This is a genomic window from Bacillus sp. Medicinal_06 (genome assembly GCF_056711665.1).
In genome coordinates this window covers 63,002-85,537 of the sequence record NZ_JBWYHD010000010.1, presented here as the reverse complement: position 1 = coordinate 85,537, position 22,536 = coordinate 63,002, and the positions used below count along the sequence as shown (strand labels likewise).

Annotated in this window: 21 protein-coding genes, 4 pseudogenes and 1 riboswitch; of the genes and pseudogenes, 15 read left to right on the top strand and 10 right to left on the bottom strand. The window is 35.1% G+C overall.

The window, feature by feature from the left end; all coding sequences use genetic code 11:
- The first annotated feature begins 545 nt into the window (after positions 1-545).
- From AC1M36_RS21595 to AC1M36_RS21575, 5 genes and pseudogenes are all read left to right on the top strand, one after another.
- Entirely contained in the window at positions 546-854 is a 309-nt protein-coding gene (locus AC1M36_RS21595) for a helix-turn-helix domain-containing protein (protein ID WP_336453228.1), read from the top strand.
- A complete protein-coding gene (locus tag AC1M36_RS21590) occupies positions 851-1,393 on the top strand; it encodes a hypothetical protein (RefSeq protein ID WP_336453229.1) in 543 nt (180 codons plus the stop codon). Before AC1M36_RS21595 ends, AC1M36_RS21590 begins: the two co-directional genes overlap by 4 nt.
- A pseudogene (locus AC1M36_RS21585) lies at positions 1,389-1,904 on the top strand (phosphotransferase); the annotation flags it as partial. The gene AC1M36_RS21590 and the pseudogene AC1M36_RS21585, both read left to right, overlap by 5 nt.
- 54 nt (positions 1,905-1,958) lie before the next feature.
- Positions 1,959-2,306 (top strand): DeoR/GlpR family DNA-binding transcription regulator, encoded by a 348-nt coding sequence (locus AC1M36_RS21580; RefSeq protein WP_336453230.1) that lies wholly within the window; start codon positions 1,959-1,961, stop codon positions 2,304-2,306.
- 34 nt (positions 2,307-2,340) lie between these two features.
- Positions 2,341-2,982, top strand: a complete 642-nt coding sequence (locus AC1M36_RS21575; RefSeq protein ID WP_336453231.1) for an L-fuculose-phosphate aldolase — start codon at positions 2,341-2,343, stop codon at positions 2,980-2,982.
- A gap of 54 nt (positions 2,983-3,036) precedes the next feature.
- Here AC1M36_RS21575 and AC1M36_RS21570 read toward each other — a convergent pair whose 3' ends face one another.
- From AC1M36_RS21570 to AC1M36_RS21560, 3 genes are read right to left on the bottom strand one after another with little or no spacing between them, the layout of a single operon-like run.
- Positions 3,037-4,038, bottom strand: coding sequence for a FecCD family ABC transporter permease (locus AC1M36_RS21570; RefSeq protein WP_336453232.1), 1,002 nt, complete (start codon positions 4,036-4,038; stop codon positions 3,037-3,039).
- Positions 4,035-5,069: a FecCD family ABC transporter permease gene (locus AC1M36_RS21565; RefSeq protein ID WP_479846177.1), complete on the bottom strand. Its 1,035-nt coding sequence runs from the start codon at positions 5,067-5,069 to the stop codon at positions 4,035-4,037. Before AC1M36_RS21565 ends, AC1M36_RS21570 begins: the two co-directional genes overlap by 4 nt.
- 51 nt (positions 5,070-5,120) lie before the next feature.
- Complete coding sequence (locus tag AC1M36_RS21560; protein WP_336453234.1) at positions 5,121-6,044, bottom strand: iron-hydroxamate ABC transporter substrate-binding protein; 924 nt, start codon at positions 6,042-6,044, stop codon at positions 5,121-5,123.
- Between the two features lie 328 nt (positions 6,045-6,372).
- Between AC1M36_RS21560 and AC1M36_RS21555 the strand changes: the two genes are divergently transcribed.
- On the top strand, positions 6,373-7,422 hold the full coding sequence (locus AC1M36_RS21555) for an NAD(P)/FAD-dependent oxidoreductase (RefSeq protein WP_479846176.1): 1,050 nt from the start codon (positions 6,373-6,375) through the stop codon (positions 7,420-7,422).
- A 290-nt stretch (positions 7,423-7,712) separates the two neighbouring features.
- Here the strand turns inward: AC1M36_RS21555 and AC1M36_RS21550 are convergent, their stop codons facing one another.
- A complete protein-coding gene (locus tag AC1M36_RS21550) occupies positions 7,713-8,081 on the bottom strand; it encodes a hypothetical protein (protein ID WP_336453236.1) in 369 nt (122 codons plus the stop codon).
- A gap of 191 nt (positions 8,082-8,272) precedes the next feature.
- Between AC1M36_RS21550 and AC1M36_RS21545 the strand changes: the two genes are divergently transcribed.
- From AC1M36_RS21545 to AC1M36_RS21510, 8 genes and pseudogenes are all read left to right on the top strand, one after another.
- The gene (locus AC1M36_RS21545) at positions 8,273-8,512 is read left to right on the top strand and encodes a helix-turn-helix domain-containing protein (RefSeq protein WP_336453237.1); all 240 of its coding nucleotides are present in this window, start codon (positions 8,273-8,275) and stop codon (positions 8,510-8,512) included.
- A gap of 322 nt (positions 8,513-8,834) precedes the next feature.
- The gene (locus AC1M36_RS21540; RefSeq protein ID WP_479846175.1) at positions 8,835-9,305 is read left to right on the top strand and encodes a spore coat protein; all 471 of its coding nucleotides are present in this window, start codon (positions 8,835-8,837) and stop codon (positions 9,303-9,305) included.
- Between the two features lie 108 nt (positions 9,306-9,413).
- Positions 9,414-9,863, top strand: a complete 450-nt coding sequence (locus AC1M36_RS21535) for a spore coat protein (protein ID WP_336453239.1) — start codon at positions 9,414-9,416, stop codon at positions 9,861-9,863.
- Positions 9,864-10,064: 201 nt separating this feature from the next.
- On the top strand, positions 10,065-10,733 hold the full coding sequence (locus AC1M36_RS21530; protein WP_479846174.1) for a DUF2642 domain-containing protein: 669 nt from the start codon (positions 10,065-10,067) through the stop codon (positions 10,731-10,733).
- 562 nt (positions 10,734-11,295) lie between these two features.
- Positions 11,296-12,539 (top strand): annotated as a pseudogene (locus AC1M36_RS21525) (ATP-binding protein).
- A 207-nt stretch (positions 12,540-12,746) separates the two neighbouring features.
- Positions 12,747-13,130 (top strand): hypothetical protein, encoded by a 384-nt coding sequence (locus AC1M36_RS21520; protein ID WP_336453241.1) that lies wholly within the window; start codon positions 12,747-12,749, stop codon positions 13,128-13,130.
- Between the two features lie 258 nt (positions 13,131-13,388).
- The gene (locus AC1M36_RS21515) at positions 13,389-14,498 is read left to right on the top strand and encodes a PRK06851 family protein (RefSeq protein WP_479846173.1); all 1,110 of its coding nucleotides are present in this window, start codon (positions 13,389-13,391) and stop codon (positions 14,496-14,498) included.
- 222 nt (positions 14,499-14,720) lie between these two features.
- On the top strand, positions 14,721-15,494 hold the full coding sequence (locus tag AC1M36_RS21510; protein WP_336453243.1) for a nucleotidyltransferase domain-containing protein: 774 nt from the start codon (positions 14,721-14,723) through the stop codon (positions 15,492-15,494).
- 141 nt (positions 15,495-15,635) lie between these two features.
- Here the strand turns inward: AC1M36_RS21510 and AC1M36_RS21505 are convergent.
- A pseudogene (locus AC1M36_RS21505) lies at positions 15,636-15,810 on the bottom strand (MFS transporter); the annotation flags it as partial.
- 146 nt (positions 15,811-15,956) lie between these two features.
- Positions 15,957-17,480, bottom strand: coding sequence for an FAD-dependent oxidoreductase (locus AC1M36_RS21500; protein WP_479846193.1), 1,524 nt, complete (start codon positions 17,478-17,480; stop codon positions 15,957-15,959).
- Positions 17,481-18,090: 610 nt separating this feature from the next.
- On the opposite strand from AC1M36_RS21500, the gene desB reads away from it, so the two are divergent.
- Positions 18,091-19,176: a Delta(10) desaturase DesB gene (gene desB / locus AC1M36_RS21495; protein ID WP_336453245.1), complete on the top strand. Its 1,086-nt coding sequence runs from the start codon at positions 18,091-18,093 to the stop codon at positions 19,174-19,176.
- Positions 19,177-19,246: 70 nt separating this feature from the next.
- On the opposite strand, the gene AC1M36_RS21490 is transcribed toward desB, so the two are convergent.
- The 4 genes and pseudogenes from AC1M36_RS21490 to AC1M36_RS21475 all read right to left on the bottom strand — a co-directional run.
- The gene (locus AC1M36_RS21490) at positions 19,247-19,939 is read right to left on the bottom strand and encodes an amino acid ABC transporter permease (protein ID WP_336453246.1); all 693 of its coding nucleotides are present in this window, start codon (positions 19,937-19,939) and stop codon (positions 19,247-19,249) included.
- A gap of 117 nt (positions 19,940-20,056) precedes the next feature.
- Complete coding sequence (locus AC1M36_RS21485; protein ID WP_336453247.1) at positions 20,057-20,851, bottom strand: ABC transporter substrate-binding protein; 795 nt, start codon at positions 20,849-20,851, stop codon at positions 20,057-20,059.
- Between the two features lie 113 nt (positions 20,852-20,964).
- Complete coding sequence (locus tag AC1M36_RS21480) at positions 20,965-21,687, bottom strand: amino acid ABC transporter ATP-binding protein (RefSeq protein WP_479846172.1); 723 nt, start codon at positions 21,685-21,687, stop codon at positions 20,965-20,967.
- A gap of 273 nt (positions 21,688-21,960) precedes the next feature.
- Positions 21,961-22,371, bottom strand: a pseudogene (locus AC1M36_RS21475) (BBE domain-containing protein); the annotation flags it as partial.
- Between the two features lie 54 nt (positions 22,372-22,425).
- Positions 22,426-22,518, top strand: a riboswitch (cyclic di-GMP riboswitch).
- Positions 22,519-22,536: the final 18 nt, after the last annotated feature.

Below are 22,536 nucleotides of genomic sequence, written 5' to 3'. Positions count from 1 at the left end.
AACATAAATTAGCTTGCTCATAAAATAAAGTTTTTAATTAACTATAATAATTCTAATTCGATATTTATTATCATATAGAATTGTTTATTTTGTCAAGGGGAATGTACAACTTTATTGAAAAGAATTATCAATTGATTTGAAGATGTAAGGTTTTTTCCCTTGAAATGGATGAACTACTGGTAAAATCTATTGTTTCCTTTAACTCTATTATAGTAGAAGGTACGATGAATAACTCGAATTATAATTTGAATATTATTTGAAATTTCAAGTCATTCTTTTTAAGTGAGGTCATTCCATAAAAAATACTTTTGTATAGGTAAATAAAGCGACTATGTATATTAAAAACCGATTGGTGAAAATAATCAGTAGAGGATGAAGAAAAAGCACTGATTAAAGTTTTATCATTTTAACTGAGAAGCCCTTTCTCTAAACAAGGTATAGGTGGGGAGGAATTTTCGATAGGTGGTCGCTTACATGTTTTTTGTACGCGATTTTGATCCTATACGATATAATAAATATGGAAATATAAGGGGAGGAGAGCGTATATGGCAACCACAAAAGAGGGTGTACATGTAAAAGGAACAAAAAAGTCACTGCCGGATGGGTGGGCTACCTATGCCTTTCGATACGCTATTTTCCCCTCGCAAGAACAAGCAACGAGATTAGAAAGGGCGTTCGGATGTGAACGAAAAGTGTATAACGAATACGTTGCTGGTTTGTATGAATATCTAGAATCTATCGCTTTTGAATGTGGGTTCATTCGCTATAAGGTTCCGAATTACACAACGATTACCGCCAAATACGATTATTTAGATAGAAGTAACGATTCTTTTGTGTATAATGACGCAAAATGAGATTTCAGGCAGCCATTAAAAAATATAATGAGACATATGCAAAACGCCCTGTACAATACAAAAAAGCAGTGCGAAAAAAGATGAAAACAATCGGATATGTTCCCACATTAAAAGACATCAAAGGTATGCCTCAATTCCACAGTAGAAAACAAGGGAAATTCAGCTATACGACGAACCAAACAAATGGAAATATTAAAATTACGCAAGTGAATGGTTCTTATTTGTTATGTATTCCAAAGTTCCAGGAAGGTATTTCGATTCATCTCCACCGAGAATTACCAATTGACGGAATCATCAAAAAAGCAACCATTAAGAGAGAAGGGACAAACTACATTGTTTCTCTTTCTGTTGATTGGTTTTGTCCACATGAAAAACAGGTAGAATTAATTACTTCTGAAGAAGTAATTGGATTAGATTATAGTCAAAGTGAATTGTATGTAGACAGTGAAGGACGAACAGCGCAGTATAGCCGATACAATAAACTCATCGAAAAACGACAACGAAGAATGAACAAATCTTTAGCGCGCAAATGGAGATGATCAGTTTCGTCTAGAAGTAGCAAAACGTAAATTTTCATTTATGACGAATGCGCAGGCTTTACTTCATGGTGATTTACATACTGGTTCTGTATTTGTAAGAAAAGACTCTACCAAGGTGATTGATCCAGAGTTTGCTTTCTATGGCCCGATGGGATATAACGTTGGGAATGTGATGGCAAATTTAATGTTTGCTTGGGTAAATGCTGATGTGGCAAATGAAATTGGAACACTTGGTGTATCCGTTTTAGCAAAATACTATAACATCCCATTTTATGTCGCAGCACCAACGCCGACAATTGACTTAAAAACGCCAACAGGTAAGGAAATCCCAATTGAAGAGCGAGATGCTTCTGAGGTCATTAATCGATTTGGACAATATTCAGCTCCAAAAGAAAGTAAAGTATATAATCCAGCGTTTGATGTAACACCACATGAAAACATAACGGCAATTATTACGGAAAAGGGAATTGTTAGGGCTCCGCTTACTGAGAACTTAAGAAAGCTATTTTAGTCATTATGAAATATATAAGTGCAAATTGAAAACATAATATAAGACCCTTCTTTTTTGCGCGGAAAATCATTATCGGTCAAGGGTCCTTCTTTAAAACAGTATTTAGCGGCAATTTATATTGATAAGGCTTTTATTTCCAGTAAAGCGCTGAGCTTCCATGAAGGTTTGACAGATACGTCTATCGATGAAGGGGAAGCGAAGCAAGCGATGCTTAGCAAATCGAGTGAAGTCATTGTTTTAGCGGATCATACGAAACTCGGAAAGATTGCCTTTTATGAAGTGTGTAATAAACAGTGCATTACAAAAATTATTACAGATGAGCTTGTACCGCTGACACTACTGCAACAAGAATGTATTAACAACTATAAAGAATATGGGACACCAATTATTTTAGCAAACTAATCATCAAAAGGTTCACATCAAGGGGGATGTATATATGTTACTACAAAAAGAAAGAGAAGAGATTGTAGCGTATGGAAAGAAAATGATCACTAGCGGATTAACAAAGGGAACTGGTGGTAATATTAGTATCTTTAATCGTGAGCAAGGTCTTGTTGCGATAAGCCCAAGTGGCTTGGATTATTTTGAAACAATGCCTGAAGATGTAGTTATATTGAATTTAGATGGCGAGATTGTAGAAGGTGAAAGAAAGCCTTCTAGTGAACTAGATATGCATCTTATTTATTATAGAAAGCGTGAGGATATCAATGCGCTTGTGCACACTCATTCGCCTTATGCAAAAACAATTGCATCATTAGGATGGGAACTTCCAGCAGTATCTTATTTAATTGCTTTCGCAGGACCGAATGTACGCTGTGCACCTTATGAAACATTTGGAACAGAAGAATTAGCTGAGGCAGCTTTTGAAGGCATGATTGACCGTCGTGCAGTCTTACTTGCGAATCATGGTTTAATGGCTGGTGGGAACAATATAAAAATGGCGTTTACTGTTGCGGAGGAAATTGAGTTTTGCGCACAAATTTACTATCAAACGAAGTGTATTGGAGAGCCGAATTTGTTGCCAGAGGAAGAAATGGCAACATTGGCGAAAAAGTTTGATGGGTATGGTCAACAGTAAGATGAATGAATAGAAAAATCCCTTGAGAGTAATTACATTCTCAAGGGATTTTTTCTATTTCTTCAATAATAGATACATAAAATAAGGAGCCCCAATCAAAGCAACCATAATCCCCGCAGGAATTCCACTTGGTTCTACAATATGACGACCAATTGTATCTGCAAGTAATAATAGCCATCCGCCGATTAATATAGCGACAGGGATAAATAGTTGATGCCTTGGCCCAACTAAAGATTTTGCGATATGAGGGGCCATGAGTCCAATAAAGGCGATTCCTCCTGTGACCGAAACGGCAGAAGCTGCTAATGCGACGGCAGCTATGAGAAGCAAGCGGCGTTCTTTTTCAAGTGCGACACCAACACCGATTGCTACATGCTCGTTTAAGGCAAGGAGATTTAATCGATTTGCTTTATAGAAAGTAAATGGAATGAGTACGGCTAACCACGGAAGGAGTGCTAACACAAAAACCCAGTCATCTCCCCAAATGTTTCCCGCAATCCACTTTGCGATAAAGTCTACTTTTGCACGTTCAGCAGATGAAATAAGGACAATCATCGTTCCAGAAAGAGCAAATGAAAATCCAATTCCTGTTAGTGTCAGTCTTATCGGCTGAAGTCCAGCTGTTTTACTATATGAAAATATGTAAATGAGACAAGCTGTAAGAAAGGCACCAATAAATCCAACGATTGGTAAGAGGTAAACAAATGAACCTGCGTCGATTGGAAAATATAAAAAGAAAAGGGCAACCGCAACGCCAGCCCCTGAATTAATACCGATAATACCAGGTTCGGCTAAATCATTACGCGTTATGCCTTGCAGTATAGCCCCTGATAAGGCAAGTGCCATACCAGCTAATAGTGTAATTACAATTCGCGGTAATCGAAGAGAAAATAAAATAAATTCTTCTTTAAATGTACCTTGGCCCAAAAGTGTAGGTAGCAGTCTATCATAAGATAGTGAGGCTGCTCCTAGGCCCATTCCAATCGCGATGGTTGTTGCAATAAGCATCAGTAAGGCAAGCACGATTACTCGTTGTTTTTTAGCTTGTTGAATCATGAGAACGATCTGCCTCCTTTACGTACGATGAATAGGAAGAATGGTAAGCCTATGATTGCGATAATGGCAGCGATTGGTGTTTCATATGGAGCGTTAATTGTGCGTCCAAGTGTATCCGCTAATAGCATAAAAGAAGCACCAGCAAGAGCAGACATCGGTATAACAAATCGATAGTCAGGTCCGACAATAGGGCGGACCATATGAGGTACCATTAAGCCTATGAATGCCATATTCCCCACAAGTGCAACAGAAGCACCAGCAAGTAAAATGATAACGATAAAAAGAATGATTTTAATGACGATAATTTTTTGACCTAATCCGACGGCTACTTCTTCGCTCAGGCTAAGAATGGTCAATTTCTTTGAAAATAAGATTGCAATGAATATGCTAACTGAAATAATTGGAACAACGACTTGTAATTGACTCCATGATGTTCCGATTACACCCCCAGCAGTCCACATAGATACGTCTTGTGAGATTTTAAAGTAAATCCCGACTCCCTCTGAAACAGCGATTAAGAATGCAGAAACAGCAGCACCAGCTAGTACAATTCGAAGAGGTGAAAGTCCACCTTTTTTCACCATACCAATTCCGAAAACCATAATGGCTCCGACAGCAGCTCCGACAAAGCAAGCAATCATCATATAAAAATAATTTACGGAAGGGATAAATGCAATTGTAATTGCGAGTGCAGCATTCGCACCGCCAGTTAGCCCGAGTAGCCCTGGATCAGCGAGCGGGTTTCGCGTGATGCCTTGCATAATCGCACCAGAAACAGCGAGTCCAGCTCCAACAAAAATGGCTGCAATTTCACGTGGCAAGCGGAGTTCACGGATGAGGGAGAATTTTTCTCCACTAACATTGGAAGTCAGCGCTATCCATACATCCTTTATAGTGGTATCTGCTGCGCCAAATACCATGGCAATCATAAATATAATAAAGAACATAATGATTCCTAAAATGAGTTTGTATACAAAGGAAGTGGAACGTAGATTGTCTTTTGTCATTAGTTTCACATCTTTTCTTTTCATAGAATAAAGGAAGAGGAATCCTTTAAATAAGAATTCCTCATTGTTGTTATATTATTTACCAAGAAAGCTTTTCTTGAAGAAATCTAATTGGAAATCTAATGTAATTGGATCATTAAAGTAGAATTCTTTCGCGTTTACTTCAAAAGCTTTATTGTTTTTCACAGCTGGAATGTTTTTGTACGATTCTGTTTCTTGGAATGAATTATTCGTATCGTTGTTTTTACTTATAATTAAGTAATCTCCAGCATACTCAGGTAGAACCTCAGCAGATAATGCGTAGTAGCCATCTTTTAGGGCTTTTTCTTTTACTTTTTCAGGCATTTTTAATTTCATTTCTTGATAAAGAATTTCTGTTCCGCGGCCCCAGTTATCGCCGAATACATAAATTTGTTTGTCAAAGTTTTCGATAACAGAAACAGTTGTATCTTCACCAATTTTTGCTCTAATATCTTTTCCAGCAGCTTGCGCACGTTTTTTGAAGTCATCAACCCAAGCTTTTGCTTCTTTTTCTTTATTTAGTAGTTTACCGATTTCTAAATGTTGTGTTAAGTAGTCTACTTTTCCATATTTGAATGTTACAGTAGGAGCGATTTTCTTTAACTTATCAATATTTTTAATGTTTGATAAACCAATGATTAAATCTGGATTTAATTCGATAATTTTTTCAACATTTTCATCAGATACTTCTGTAACATCTTTTAATTTATTCTCAAAACGTGGATTCATTTTAGACCATGAATCTACACCAACAAGATTTACACCTAGGGACATTACGTTACCTGCGAATGATGATAGTACAACAACGCGTTTTGGATTTGCAGGAACTTCAACTTTCCCGTTTTCAGATTGGTATGTAATTGTTTCTGATTTGCTTCCCTTTGCAGTTGAATCGTTTTTCTTATCTGTCGAGCCGTTGCTACAAGCACTCATAACGAGCACGAATAGAACTGTAAGTGAAATGAATAATTTTTTCATTTTTCTTCTCCTTTTATAAAGTGTATGTAATGTATAGCTTTCTAACAAGGTAGGTGTCTCATAATTAATTGTGCCCACAAATCTTGATATTGAGATTTTTTATCATAAAATAGTTGAGTAGTCTATAAATAAGTGAAGCGTTATTTTCTCTTCCAATTTTGTTAATCGCTTACATATTGATAATGATTATCAATATTAACTCTTTAAATAATATAATTTTATCTTTTTGTCTTGTCAATAGTAATTTTGATTGTAAATTTAACGGAAAAAAGGTATATTTTATTGAGAATGATAATCATTTAAAAGAATGGTCGAGGAGTGAACACAAATGAATCCAGAAGAATTATTTGATGTGACCGTGATTGGAGGAGGTCCGGCAGGGCTTTACTCAGCGTTTTATAGTGGACTAAGAGAAATGAAAACAAAAATAATTGAATTTCAGCCACAGTTAGGTGGAAAAATACATGTTTATCCCGAGAAAATGATTTGGGATATCGGGGGATTGCCACCGGTTACTGGAGCAAGGTTAATTGAGCAGCTTGTAGAGCAAGGGTTAACATTTCATCCAGAAGTAGTATTAAATGAAAAAGTAGAATCAATTACTAAGAATCCAGAGGGGATTTTTGTGTTAATCACTTCCTCTGGTCAAAAACATTTTTCAAAAACAGTCATCGTAGCTACTGGAAGCGGCATATTAAAACCGCAAAAGCTAGCAATTGAAGGTGCAGAGAGATTTGAAGTATCAAATTTAAATTATACTGTAAAATCTTTAAAACAATTTAAAGATAAGACTGTTATCGTCTCAGGTGGTGGGAATTCTGCGATAGATTGGGCAAATGAATTAGAGCCAATTGCGAAAAAGGTTTATTTAACATATAGAAAAGATGCTTTAGCTGGTCATGAAGCACAAGTTACCCAGCTTATGAATAGCTCAGTTTCCTGCATCTTTCATACATCGATTACGAAATTAATTGCAGGCGAAAATCATGAAGCGATTGAACGTGTGGAACTGACTAATCACGAAACAGGAGAGGTTTCCTATTTACCAATTGATGAAGTAATCATTAATCACGGTTATGAACGTGATATGACGTTATTGGAAAATAGCGATTTAAATGTTGAAATTGCTGATGATTATTTTATTGCTGGGAGTACGAATAGTGAATCTTCAATAGAAGGATTATATGCTGCTGGAGATATTTTAAAGCATGAAGGGAAATTGCATTTAATTGCGGGTGCTTTCCAAGATGCTGGAAATGCTGTAAATAAAGCAAAACAATTTATTCAGCCAGATGCGAGTGAATATGGAATGGTATCATCACATAATGATGTATTTAAACAGCGTAATAGGGAGCTTATTAAGCAAATGATAAAATAGAAGAAAAAACAGAGGGGAAACGAGTGTAAATCTCATATATCTTTTTTATAGCAGATATATGAAAGATGTTTCAATTACTTTTGATAACAAATAAACACCCAGTCACTTTCCTATCTTTATTAAGAAAGGAAGGAGGCTGGGTGTTTATCTGTTTACTATGTTTTTTATCATTTGTATTACACCGGTTTCTTCAGGTCACGCCTTTTACGTGTATTTTGAAAGAAGAGAATACAGAGACGTGAACATTTTATTTGTAAAATTTTTTTATCTCTTTTTAGAGATAAGGAAAATTACGCTGTTCCTTGTGTGTACTGATCAGGAAATTGTTTGTTTTGTACAGAAGAAATGTATTGTTTTCCATGTTTTCTAGCAACAGATTCTAATATGTGACGTACACGTTTTGTAAGTTGCCCTTTGCTTTGGAATGCTTCGCAGTATGCATCATAGTAAGCATATTTAGCCCAGAGAAAATCACCTTGCTTGAATAAGAAATGATTTTGATACCATTCTCCAATGGTATTATAGTTTACGTCTTCATTTGCAGTCTTTGTTTGCTCAATAATTCTTTTTGGTAAAGCTTTAGAAAGTTGAGCGGCAGTGTTTGTTGTTTCCGCTTGTAATGATTGCTCTAACATTGTAATGATGTGACGAGTTGCCATATGTTAACTCTCCTTTTTGTAAATGGATAAATGCCATCTATATTTTTTGAATACTCACTATATTATTATACAATATATGGAATGCATCTACCTGCTTTTTGATTTGTATTTACAAAATCTTTTTATTTTGTTTACAAAATTGTCCTATAATGAAGTAAGATGAATGCTGTATATGAAAAAATAATAAGGGAATGAAACCATTGTATATAACGATAAAAGAAGCAGCGGAATATTTAAATCTTCCTGAATCTTACATTGAAGAATTAGTTCAACAAAAACGAATTCGAGCTTTGTATGACGGTGAGCAATATTTGCTGAATAAAGAACAGTTCAACACACATTTAGAGCAAATGGAAAAATATAAGCAGTTAGTAGAAGAAATATTAAATGAGCCAATTCCAGAGGATATGGATGTAAAAGACGAAGATTAAATTTCTTGGGTTTATAGCGTCGTATTCTATGAAAAATTATACAGAACCAGTTTTATAAATACCGTTTCAAGAGCTGTAGGATAAGCATCTTGAAACGGTATTTTTTATGATGAAATAATAAAGTTTTTTGTATAAGATGGAGGACTAATATCAGGATGGGCATTGATAGAAGCCATGTTAGTCTTTTATACATAAGGGGTATATGTACTCCCGTGTTAAAAACATATTTTTGTATAATGAGACAATCGTAGAGAACGTAACCTGTATAGATACATATACTATCAGTGCAAACGACTTATAAGAAACTGAAAGGAGTTTTCTCATGAGCACCATTAGTAATGACTTGCTGTATGAATTGATTGGAGAAAGTGTTAGAGTGAATCGAGGTGGACGAGAGTCCCAAAAAGGTACAGTGGTCGCAGTGTATTTGGATTATTTCATTTTATTAAGTGAAAACAAAACGTTTTACTATTATCAACTTCAACATCTAAAAAGTATTACAAAGAATGCAAAAGACGTTGCTGCAGATATTGGAGTTTTACCAATATTTGCAGAAGGTGAAGATTTTCAAGATTTACTACAAATTTTAAAGCATCGTTGGGTAAAAATTAATTGTGGTGGTCTAGAAAAAAATGAAGGAATTCTACAAGATGTTTCTTCTGAATATGTGACATTAATTGTAAAAGAGGAAATTGTACAGATTCCACATTTTCATATTAAAAATGTAACTTATGACATACAGGCACTAGAAGATGAAATATATGGCTATCAAGACTATCAGTCAAATAACTAATAATCCAATCAAAATATAATATATGTTCCATATTCAAAAAGTAAGGGGAACAAGATAATCAAGTGGATAATCGAGGCAAATAGTAATAAAGCAAAAGGAGGGATAAAATTGGAAAATATATTACCTGAAAATCAAATAGAAAGCTGGGTTTATCAAAGCGTAAAAGTAAATCTTGGAGGACCAGAAAGCTATACGGGTGTTTTGTTAGAGGTAGGCGATGATTATCTCATTTTACAAGGAAATACGGGAGAAGTCATTTATTATCAACGGCAGCATGTAAAGGGTGTTGTGAAAAAGAAAAAAGAGATAGAATTAAGTCCTTATTTTATTGAGCAATATTATGTGGATGGTACCTCGTTTCAAGAGATACTAGGTAGCCTTAAGTATAAATGGGTCAAAATCAATCGTGGAGGACTAGAAAGTGTAGAAGGGGTATTAAGTGAAGTAAATGAAGAGTACATTACAGTAATAAACCGTGATGAAATAATCTACGTTATTAATTTTTACATTAAAAACGTGAATCAAATCGTTCAAACTCATAAAGATGAAGAAGAGTAATGTATTAGTAAGAAGAGGAAAATATTTTTCGTTGAATTGCTATTATTTTACTATAGTTTAGATGTCCCCTCTGCTATTTATGCTGGTGGACAGAGATTATTGTGTCGTTCTGCATACATGCTTTCCCCTTAGTATTCTTTTTTAGCTACATGTGAATGAGAGAAAGAGAGGGAGCCACTCTTTGAAGAAGGGAGGATACAGATGAATGAACTAAGCAAAAATATTGGAGAATATATCTATGTTACATTAATTGGTGATAAAAGGTTTAAAGGAATATTAATTGATGTGGGCAATGATATTGTTGTTATTTATGATGGAAAAGATCATATCTATATTTCCTTATATCATATTCAGTATTATAAATTTATGGCGAGTTTTGTGGCCGAAATACAAAGAACAGAAATGGATTCTATCATGAAAAGCGAGTCGCCGTCCATTTCCCTACGAAAAGTCTTGAGCACAGCTAAAGGGATTTTTACAGAGGTTTATGTGGTGGGTGATCACTCTATCCATGGTTATGTTACAGGTGTTATGAATGACTATTTAGTATTCTATAGTCCCGTTTATAAAATAGTATATATTTCTTTAAAACATCTAAAATGGTTAATCCCCTATCAAGAAAATCAAATTCCGTACTCCCTCAGTAAAAATGAACTTCCAGTTAATCCATTAAATATTACAATAGCTAGAACATTTGAAGAACAGCTAATCAAAATGTCAGGAAAAATGATGGTGTTTGATTTAGGAGAACATGCAAATAAAATTGGGAAGATGACGAAAATTGAAGATAGTCATATTGAGTTAGTTAAGGCGCGTGATGAAAAAATATATTTAAATATTAAACATGTAAAATCGGTTCATTTTCCGTAAGGAGTTAAGAAGGCTTGCTTTTTCTTTTATATATGTAGAAGAAAAGGTCGAGCCTATTTTTATCCCGCTATTTGCGGGCAGTAAGAACCAAGCCTCAAGAGTCAGCGAAAGCATTGTCCAGCTCTAGCGGCTAGAATCTCCGGTCGTTTAGCCCCATCGGACGAGGTAAAAAGCGCCTCTCTGCCTAGGGCGCGGGCGTCCTGCGATTTTGAGCGAGCTGCTTCCGCTTTTCTAAAGAAGTTAGGAGGTGAATCAACTACCTGTAAAAGCCTGATTGGCGAGGGCTGATAATCGATCAGTGGGGGGATGAAGAAAAAGCCCACTGATTAACGTTTCACCTTATGTCGTTTTTTAATTTAGATCTATAATAGCTATTTCATATGGGACGATGTATTATGAAATTTATATGACGTAATAACTAGATGAGGAGGAATCCATATTTAAAGTAATGTTTAAATATGGTCAAAGAGTTACAGGTTGCTCTGACAACAATTTCATAAGTATAATTTAAAGAATTAACCAATGCAACATACTGTTATATTGCTTAAGAGGGGTTATTTGGATGAGTAAATTACAAAGCTTAATGCAGGAAGAAAAAGAAGCTTTAAAAGTATTTTTATTACTATTTTATATTATTTTATTTGTATATAACATTGTATATATACTGCAATGAACATAAACGAGGCACAAGTCGGATGGCCAGAGGGTGGACTAGGATTTTGGATATATATTTTTGTAAGTTTATTATTTCCGACTTCCATGTATCTTCAAAAGATAGGGCATACATATGCTGTTAAATATTTATTTTTAATGGGCTATATGCTAATTGATGTTATCAATAATGTAATGATTTATTTAAAAGCAGATCGCGTATTTGAAAATGGAAATATGGTAGAAATATTTCTAATACTTTTCGCACCGGTCTTTGTCAATAAAAAATATTTTTATTTAGTTGCTTTCAGCGTAATTGGGAAGTATACGTTTTTTACTTTATTGTTAAAAGATATAAAAGTTATTATCCCCTTAGTACTGTGTATTTTCTTTTTCATTATTTCCAACTCTTTATTAAAGAGGTTTCAGTCGTATGTTCGTACAGTTGTGACAGTGCTCAAAGATAGGGAAAAAACAGAAAATCTTGTGTTGATTGGAAAAATGTCTACAGCAATTGGGCATGAAATTCGAAACCCGCTAACAGCTTTAAAAGGATTTACTCAAATTCAAAAAGAACGCAATCCAACCGATGCTGTTAGTTACGATATTATGCTACAAGAAATTGAGAGAATCAATGGGTTTGTTAGCGAGTTAATGCTACTTGGAAAGCCAAGACCAACAACTTATCAATTGTGTGATATGCAAAAGATTTTGTTATATGTTGTTCAATTAATGGAAAGTTATGCAATGCAGTATGATGTAAAAATCGATATACAGGTAGATGAAGACTTACCTGATATAAATGGTGACGAAAAACAATTAAAGCAAGTAGTATTAAATCTTGTGAAAAACGGAATTGAATCTATGATGGATGGCGGAAACTTAAAGGTTTATGCATCTAAAACAATTGACCAAAAAATTTGTATTTTCATTCAGGATGAAGGATGCGGTATGGATAGTGAAAAAATAGATAAACTTGGAAAAGCTGTTTATACAACAAAGGAGAATGGAACGGGTCTTGGCTTAATTATTACACACAAAATTATTGCAGAACATCGAGGGGATATCAAATTTGAAAGTGATATTTGTGAAGGGACAAAAGTAGAAATAACATTGCCAACTATATCGAAATTAGAAACAAGAGCACTTTTCTGAAAAGTGCTCTTGTTGTGTAAATATAAACATTTTATAAAAAGATTCGAGAATGCTTTTTTTTATAAAACACTTAGTTTATAATGGAGAAAAATATCGGTATGCAGCTTCTTGCTCATATAACGGTTTGTAGTTTTTTGTTTTACGTGAACTAAAAAGAGGGGTGCATACGCATCCTTTTTTCTATGCAGATATTATGAAAGAGGTGGTATGATGGAATTAACATTAAATTCGACTGTATGTTTACACAACATTCAATTTCGAAAAGAGCAAAAGAATTATATTGTAAAAGATACAATTACAGGCGAAAAATATGAAATGCCGCCACTTTGTATTGATGCACTTGCAATGATGCGTGACGGCTTTTTATTAGGAGAGATCGAAGAGAAATTAAAGGAAGAATATCCAAAAGAAGAAGTAAACATTCTAGAATTTACGAGGCAATTGTTAGAACTAGAGCTTGTTGAAATGGTTGACGGAGAAGAAATCATTTGTACGAAAAAGAAAGATAAAGACTATTTTGCATGGGTTCGTCCTCGAATTGAACAATTTTTCTTTCATTTAAATCGAAAATACCGAAGCAGAGATCAATGATGATCTCTGCTTTTTTATTGCAAGAACGAAAATAGATATTCACCCAACTAAGGATTCCAGCATATGGTAACTTATGTAAGTAGACTGCTATAAAGTGAAACTTTAATCAGTGGGGGTTTTCTTCATCCCCCACTGATTATTAGTTGAACCAATCGGGCTTTTACGGGCAGTTGATCTCCCACCTAACTTCTTTGCCTTCGCTGAATTTTAAGGTGGGAGTCTTACTGCCCGTTAATGCGGGGTAAAGGAGTGAGGGCAGTGACAGGAAAGATTTTAAATTATTATGCTGGAGGAAATACAGCGAGAGGTTTTTATAGCTTATATGAGGAAAATGTAAGTGGATTGGAAAGGCTTTTTATTTTGAAAGGTGGTCCAGGAACGGGGAAATCCTCACTGATGAAAGCAATTGGGCGTGAGTGGGTTGGAAGAGGATATGATATTGAGCTTTTGCATTGTTCTTCTGATAATAAATCCATCGATGGTGTTATTATCCCAAAATTAAAAGTAGGAATTGTAGATGGAACAGCACCACATATCATTGAACCAAAAACACCTGGAGTTGTAGAAGAATATGTAAACTTAGGTGTTGCATGGGATTCCGAGAAATTACGAAAACATAAAGATGAAATTACACGGTATATTTCAGAAGCAAGTGGCGCATTTCAATCAGCATATGCTTGTTTCAAAGAAGCATTAGCTATACATGATGATTGGGAAAGAATTTATATTGATAATATTGATTTTCAAAAAGCGAATGAATTAACAAATCAGCTTATACAAAAGTTATTTGCAGATAACAAAGGAAAACAAGCGGTTGTAAAGCACCGCTTCTTGGGGGCAGCAACACCAAAAGGTGCGGTTGATTTTGTTCCAAATTTAACAGAAGGTATTCCGCATCGCTATTTTATAAAAGGACGCCCAGGGTCAGGGAAATCGACGATGTTAAAAAAATTAGCAGCTGCAGCAGAAGAAAAAGGCTTTGAAGTTGAAGTGTATCATTGTGGCTTTGATCCAAATAGCCTTGATATGATTATTGTAAGAGAATTAGGTTTTGCAATCTTTGACAGCACTGCACCGCATGAATACTTTCCTGAACGAGAAGGTGATGAGATTATTGATATGTACGATCTCATTGTTACTCCGGGAACGGATGAGAAATACGCTACAGAAATTCGCGATGTTTCCATTCAATATAAAACAAAAATGAGTGAAGCGATGTCTTTTTTAGCGAAAGCAAAAGCAGTTCGAGATAAATTGGAAAGAATTTATATTACTGCGATGGATTTTACAAAAGTAGATGCTTATAAAGATGAAATACAGAGTGAATTTGAGCGAATTGCTAAATTTGTTGGCAAGCAGCAAAAATGAAGTGATTGTAGAGCTGTCGGGAAGGACCTGACAGCTTTCTGAGAAATTTATTATTTTACATACGAAAGAGTTACAGAATTTGTGAGCGGGAAAGCTCACACGCTTTAGCTGTGGGAGTGGTCAACGATATATCGATGTTAAAATTAGAATAACACTTCAATAATAAGTAGATTATATTTGTCGAATTTCCAGGGAAATGATCAAAAAATGAGGATGATACATATGAGAGATAAAATTCAATTGGAATTAGAGAGAATTGAGAAAGAAAATAATGTGAAAATTTTATTTGCTGTCGAATCCGGAAGCCGTGCATGGGGATTCCCGTCGAAAGATAGTGATTACGATGTTAGATTTGTATACATTCATCCGGTAGATTGGTATTTATCCATAAATGAAAAGCGTGATGTTATTGAGTATCCAATTAGTGATGTTTTAGATATAAGTGGTTGGGATATTAGAAAAGCACTGCAACTATTTGCGAAATCAAATCCAGCATTATTAGAATGGATCCGTTCTCCGATCTTTTATTCTAAGAACTCGGATCTCCCAGAACGTCTACAGAAAATGAGCGAAAGCGATTTTGATCCAAAAGCAACGATTTATCACTACTTACATATGGCTTCAAAAAACTATCGTGAATTTTTACAAGGAGAGCGTGTGAAGTTGAAAAAGTACTTCTACGTATTGCGCCCTATTTTAGCTTGTAAATGGTTAGAAGAGAAAGGGATATTACCGCCTGTAGAATTTGAACGATTCATTAATGAATTGTCGCTAGAACAAAAGCTTTTAAATGAAATTGAAGATTTGCTAGTAAAGAAAAAAGCGGGTGTTGAGCTGGATGCTGGTCCAAAAAATATAGTATTAAATGAATTTTTGGAGGAGCAGATAAAGTATTACCAGGAATATGTGAAGGGGATTGAAAAAGGAAGGGGCATTGAAGTTGAGAAGTTGAATGATTTGTTTCGAGATATGTTATTTGAAATAGAGCACCAGTAGATTGGTGCTCGGTTTGTTTTAGCTAGCTTTACTTTGTTGAGGAATAAAGAAAATAGCGATGGCTGCAATAAGTCCAGCGATTGCAAATAAGTAAAAGTTCCATACTTGATCATATTGTAGAGTCATTAATATTCCTACAATAATTGTGCCAGCCTCTGCAGGAGACAGGGCCCAGCTTTTATCTTCTAGAAGTAATGGTAAAGCGGCACCGTAAATACCTAGATCATAGCCAACAGATGAAAACGACAATTTTTGTAATAGAGTTTGAAAAGTTTGTTTTTGTGGATTCTAGATGAGATGGAGAAGATGGTTGCATAGTATACACCTCTTTTAAATAGATTAATATACTAATTTATTAAAAATTAACATTATCCTTCAATTGTCGAATTTTATCGGTGTTTAAATAGTTGCCCCATAAAAAGAGCAATGTCTTTCTATGGGGCAAATTTAGTTTAAGGGAACTTATTCTCCATCAACCCGTTTCAGTGGTTTCTCTGCCGGCCCCTCAATTACATCTCCTTCGATTGAAAAGCGGGAGCCATGACAAGGACAATCCCACGTACAATCACCGCTATTCCATTCAACTTCACAACCGAGGTGCGTACAGGTTGTATCGACAATATGTAGTTTTCCTTCATCATCTTTATAAGCACCTGCCCGTTTTCCGTTTACTCTTACAACGGAACCTTCACCGTTTTCAAGGTCTTCTGGTTTACGAAGTGCAAATTCTAACTTGCCTTCAATTAAATGTTTTGCTACATCAAGGTTTTGGGAAACGAATGTTTTTATATCTGGATCTGAATGGAATCGTGATGGAGCAAAGAGATCTTTGTAAGGGCTCTTTGTTTTTGTAATCGCAGCTGTTAATATTTGGGCTGCAGCGGTGCTTGTTGTCATACCCCATTTTCGATAACCAGTTGCAACAAATATGTTTGGATTATTTTCATTAATATGGCCAATGTAAGGAACTTTATCTAAAGTAGTTAAATCTTGTGTTGACCATCTGTATGAAATCTCGTGTATTCCAAATGTTTCTTCTGCGAAAGAGTATAGTGCTTCATAATGAAGCATTGTATTGATTCCTTGTCCCGTTTTATGGTTTTCACCGCCGACAAGAATGAGTTTTTCCCCATTCATTGTTGTATAACGTAAGGAACGTGTAGGATTATCAATGCTTAAATACATACCTCCAGGATAATCTTTTTTTGCTTTTATAGCTAAAACGTAGGAACGTTCTGCATACATTCTTGTAAAGAAAAAGCTGGGGTCATAGAAAGGGAAATGGGAACTCGAGACAACATATCCACATGTAATACGATGTCCATCTTTTGTAATAACTTGTGGATATGAACCTTTCTCAATATCAATTGCAGTCGTTTGCTCATAGATTGTTCCGCCCGCTTCAACAAACTGATCTACCAGATTTTTTAAATAATGAAGAGGGTGAAACTGTGCTTGGTTTTTCATAACAAGCGCTGCCTGAACTGAGATAGGAATTGGAATGGAATCTACATAGTCACAAGGAATATTTAGCTTTTTATAAGCTTCGTATTCTTTTGTTAATTTGTGTAATCCGTCGTTGCAAGTTGTGTATAAGTAGGCATCTTCTTCAGTAAAGTCACAGTCGATGTTATTTGTTTGGATTGTTTCTTTAATAAATTGTAACGCTTTTTCATTTGCCTCATAGTATAGACGAGCTTGATCAGCTCCAAAATGATGAATCAACTCATCATAAATCAGGTCGTGTTGTGCAGTAATCTTTGCAGTCGTATGGCCTGTCGTTCCATTTAAAATGTTTCCGGAATCGATTAAAACAACTTTCATACCCTTTTTTGAAAGTAAATAAGCGGTTGTGATGCCTGTAATTCCAGCACCGATAATTGCAACTTCAGTTCTTATATTTTCTGCTAGTTTAGGAAAAGTAGGGAGTGAAGTAGAATCACGCCAGTATGGTTCTGGAAATCGGGGAAATGAATCGTTTGTCATCATATATTCCTCCTGTTTTAAAACAATTTACTACTTAATTTTTCCAATTTATATGAAATTCATGTAAAGTATTTTCTATTTAGAAGCAGAAAATAATATAAAGCGAACAGAAGGTAATTATAAATATTTATAAAACGAAAAATTATATTAGTATAATAAAAATCGCATGTTTCGTCATAAGGGTATTTTAAATGACAGTTAATTCTATAAAGAATTATTTCTGTTCGTATATAAGCTATTCTTGAATAAAACTAATTTTCTTATATGTGAAAGCATTGATATATATAATGGATAAAGGCTTATAAAATCTATGTTTTTTCTTTGGTAAAATAAAATATTATTATAAAAATATAACCACATTTTATTACTAGGTCATAAAAGTTATTGACAATACAGAAAGTCTATTGATATGATTCATCATGTGGAAAGGTTGATAAAGAGTAAAAAGAGAAATGTTTTTCATTAATAATAAAAGCAAAAATGAGTGACAATAGAGTGAGTATGATTTATGTATATAAATGCTTTTTATAATTACCTAGTTTTATCAATCTGGAAACAAGAATTGATTTATGCAAGTTGCGTAAGCGCGGCATAAGAAAGGGGCAAAAGGATGAAGGAGCTTCATACGTTTGGATGGTATGCAGCACGTGTATCGCCGCATTTGCCAAAAAAAGCATTTAAACCAGTTCCAACTCGTTTGTTTGGTGGACTGGCTTATTTACTTGTGGCGGTAGCTGGATTAATAACGATTGGTTTATTCGATTTAAATGTGTGGGCAAATCTCGGGATTGCAATTGTTCTCGGATTATGTTTTGCTTCACTTGGATTTTTAGGACATGAAATTTTGCACGGGACGGTTGTAAGAAAAGCTTGGCTTCGTGATTTCTTAGGGGCGATTGCATTTATGCCGTTGTCTACAGGACCGAAATTATGGAGAAAGTGGCATAATGCAACGCATCATGTTCATACGCAGCATGAAGAACATGATCCTGATGCGTGGCCAACGCTTGAAAAGATGAAGAAGAGTAAATTTTTAAGATGGGTGTATCGTATGCCCCTTCATGTACGTTCTTTCTTTAGTTTTCTGTCACTAACAATTCAATTTACAATACATTCAACTCGGATGTTCTTTCATTTTATAAAAGAATTTAAGTCATCGAATCAACGATCTGTATGGCTTCAACTTCTTTTGCCATGGACAGTATGGATTAGCTTACTATTTATTATGGGGCCTGCAAAGTGGCTGTTTGCTTATGTGATTCCGTTACTAATTGCAAACTTTATTGTAATGGCATATATTGCAACCAACCATCGTTTAAACCCAATTGTTCCTGTGAATGATCCACTAGCTAACTGTTTATCTGTAACAGTGCCGCGCTGGGTTGACGTTTTACATTTTAATTTCTCATATCATACGGAACATCATCTGTTTCCTGCTATGAGTTCAAAATATTATCCGTTAGTAAAAGAGAAGATTAAAGAAATGTGGCCGGAGCGTTATCATGAAATGCCGATGACAAAAGCATTAGCAGCGCTTTGGAACACGCCTCGTGTGTACTACCAAGGTAGTGAATTAGTTGATCCTCATAAGGAACATTTCTATGGTTCTCTAGGGAATGGACTAGATCCTGAGAATATTTCATATCGTGAGGAGCATATAGAGGAGCAAGAAACGATCAAAAAAGTGAATCCATGATTTTTGATGAATCATTTAGAAACCTCCAACTACAAAAGCAAGCTACCAAAGAGTAGCTTGCTTTTCTTTTTTAAAGAGAGACCGCCTTTTCTTTCTCTTTATTTACTTGTAAAGAATTACTTTGTTTACGCTGAAGTCTTTTCTCTAAGAGGTTTACGAGATAGGTAAATAAAAGTACGAGTGCAAGATAGTATATCCCAACAATAATATATGTTTCTAATTGTTGGAAGTTACCAGCAGCTATAGAGAGGCCGGAGCCCCATAATTCTGACATACCTACATAGGCAACAAGTGAAGAATCTTTTAATCCGATAATAAATTGGTTTCCTAGGGGCGGAATAGAGAAACGAAATGCTTGTGGTAATATAATACGCCGCATAGCGAGCGGATAAGACATTCCAAGAGAGCGTGCAGCTTCTAATTGCCCTCGATCGACAGATTGAATAGACCCGCGGAAAATTTCTGTAATATACGCCCCGTTATGAATAGCCAAAGCGATTGCACCAGCCCAAAAAGGTGTGAAGACAATAACAGATGTAATACCAAAGTAAAGAATTGCGATTTGTACGATTAACGGTGTACCACGGATAATAGCGATGTAAACATGAGCGATATTATTTAATACTTTATTATTAGAGATACGAAAGAAGGCAAATAGTAATCCAATTAATGAACCAAGTAGTAAGGAAGTTAATGTTAATTGTAATGTTATGACAACAGCCTTTAGAAGGGTAGGATACGTAGATGTGAAAATTTCAATCATTCGAGTCACCTCAATATAGAATTTATTTTCAGAAATAGATACAAATGCCCCACAGCTGAGGTGGGGCATCGCTTATGGGGTAAAAAATGATTTGTTCTTTAGAAGAAGTAAATCGTTTTATTTTATCTTTTCCTCTTCTCCAAGAATGTTTCGTCCAAACCATTTTTTACTGATTTTTTCATATGTGCCATCTTTAATGATTTCATCTAATGCCTTGTTTACCTTCTTCACCATTTCTTTATCATCTTTGCGAATTGCAATTCCCATTTCATCAAGATTCAATGGTTTGCCAGCTTCTTTTACATTCGACTTACCTTCTTTAATCATACGAAGACCAACCATTTGATCAGTAATAACTGCATCTACTCGGCCTGGTTCTAAATCCATAAGAGCAGTAATATCACTGTCATATTCTGTGATTTGATCTGTTTGTTTTGCAACTAGTGTTTTAAAGGTACTTGCTTTTACAACACCAACTTTTTTCCCCTTTAAGTCTTCTGCGGAAGAAATACTATCATTCTTTTTAGCTACGAAAATTTGAGCGCCAGAACGGTAATATGGGTTTGAAAAATTAACAGCCTTTAGTCGATCCTCTGTAATTGCCATACTTCCTAATATGACGTCATATTTTTTTGCTTTTAGACCTTGAATTAATGTTTCCCAAGGATTTGTAACTGGAACAGGCTTCATTCCCATTTTTTTTGCGAGTGCTTCACCAATCTCAACATCAAAACCAACTAACTTCCCGTCATTTTCTTTAAAGTTAAATGGTTTATATAAGCCGCTCATTGCATAGCGAAATTCCTTCTCGCCACCACCCGAAGTCGTACTACTTTCCTTACTACAGGCTCCAAGTAGGAATGATGCACATAGTGTAATAGCTGCAACAACAGTAAATATTTTCTTTCTCACAAAACCCCTCCTAGATATTTATCTTTTACATACGGACAATCATGCCACGTTTCAAAGTACTATGAGAGTTTTTCTATTGGGAGATAAGCTGTCCGTATGAGATTAAAATATTTTTATAAAATGTTTCGTAAAAACTGTTTTGCTCTCTCATTTGACGGCGCTGAAAAAAACTGTTCTGGTGGCGCATCTTCTACAATTTGTCCATTATCCATGAAGATGACGCGATCTGCTACATCTCGTGCAAAACTCATTTCATGGGTGACGATGACCATTGTCATTCCTTCGCCAGCTAGCTCCTTCATAACTTGGAGTACTTCTCCAACAAGTTCAGGGTCAAGAGCTGATGTAGGTTCGTCAAATAGCATGATTTTTGGATTCATCGCAAGTGCGCGTGCGATTGCAACACGTTGCTTTTGTCCACCAGATAAAAGGTGAGGTGTTACATTTGCTTTGTCTTGTAATCCGACCTTTTTTAATAAATCGTTTCCAATTTCTCTCGCTTTTGTTTTGTCCATTTTTTTTACATGAATAGGTGCTTCTACGATGTTTTCTAATGAGGTCATATGTGGAAAGAGGTTAAAGTGTTGAAATACCATTCCAACATTTTCGCGGATTTTGTTTAAGTTTGTACTTTTAGGATCAATTCGTTCCCCTTGTAAGTGAATTTCACCTTCATCGTACATTTCTAAAAAGTTAAGGCAACGAAGTAAAGTGCTTTTTCCAGAACCACTTGCGCCAATTAAAACAACAACTTCTTTTTCTTTTACTTCTAAATTGATACCTTTTAAAACGTCTAATGAACCAAATGATTTTACTAAATTTTGAACTTGAATCATACCAACCCCCCAGTCAAAATTGCCTTTTACAAATGTTGTCCCTTATTTTTGTTATTAGTCATAAAGTGTCAAAACCCTTTATTTTTTGCCAAAAACATTGTTTTAATCTAGATTACGTGAGAAATATTTTCTTGATTTTTATGATTAGTAAGGGAGGCCTCTTATTTGAAAAGGGATTCAATTTCCAAGATGTATTGAATGACAGATAATCCAATTAAAAGTCATTTTTGTTTTATCCCGCATTAACGGGCAGTAAGATCTCCACCTTAAGATTCAGAGAGAAACAAGGAAGATAGATAGGGAATCAACTGCCCGTAATTTGGAAAAGTTTGTCCCGTAGTAAGTGCGTTGCCAGTCCTTAATATCAATATCAGGCCAATTGACATAGTCGCTTAATGTATATGGCGACATAGCGTTTCGTAAATTTTTAATCCATTGTATATTTTCTTCTTCCTCTTCATCACATTCCCAAGATGAAATATATTCTTGGGCAATAATTGCTTTTCGGTGAAAATAAGCTGCTTCATTTGGAGAGATATCTTCTACAGCTTCTACAAGTGATTGGTGCCAAACGCTAGCTGAAGGGTTGGGAGCATGACTAAGAAAATGTTTTAGAACTTGAATTTCTTTAAGAGGAATTGGTTTATATACATAGGAACCAGAGCGTTTGAAATTTTCAGGGATTAGTGTTGAAAAGAAATCTTTTACCTAGTATATTAGTATATGTGATTTTAAAATAGAAATTTTTGGCACACTATTCGAAAGGGTAGGTCGCAAAGCTTAGAGTCTAAGGTAATACATTACTATTACTAGGATTGTCGGGTTGCAATTAAAAATTGCAACCCGACA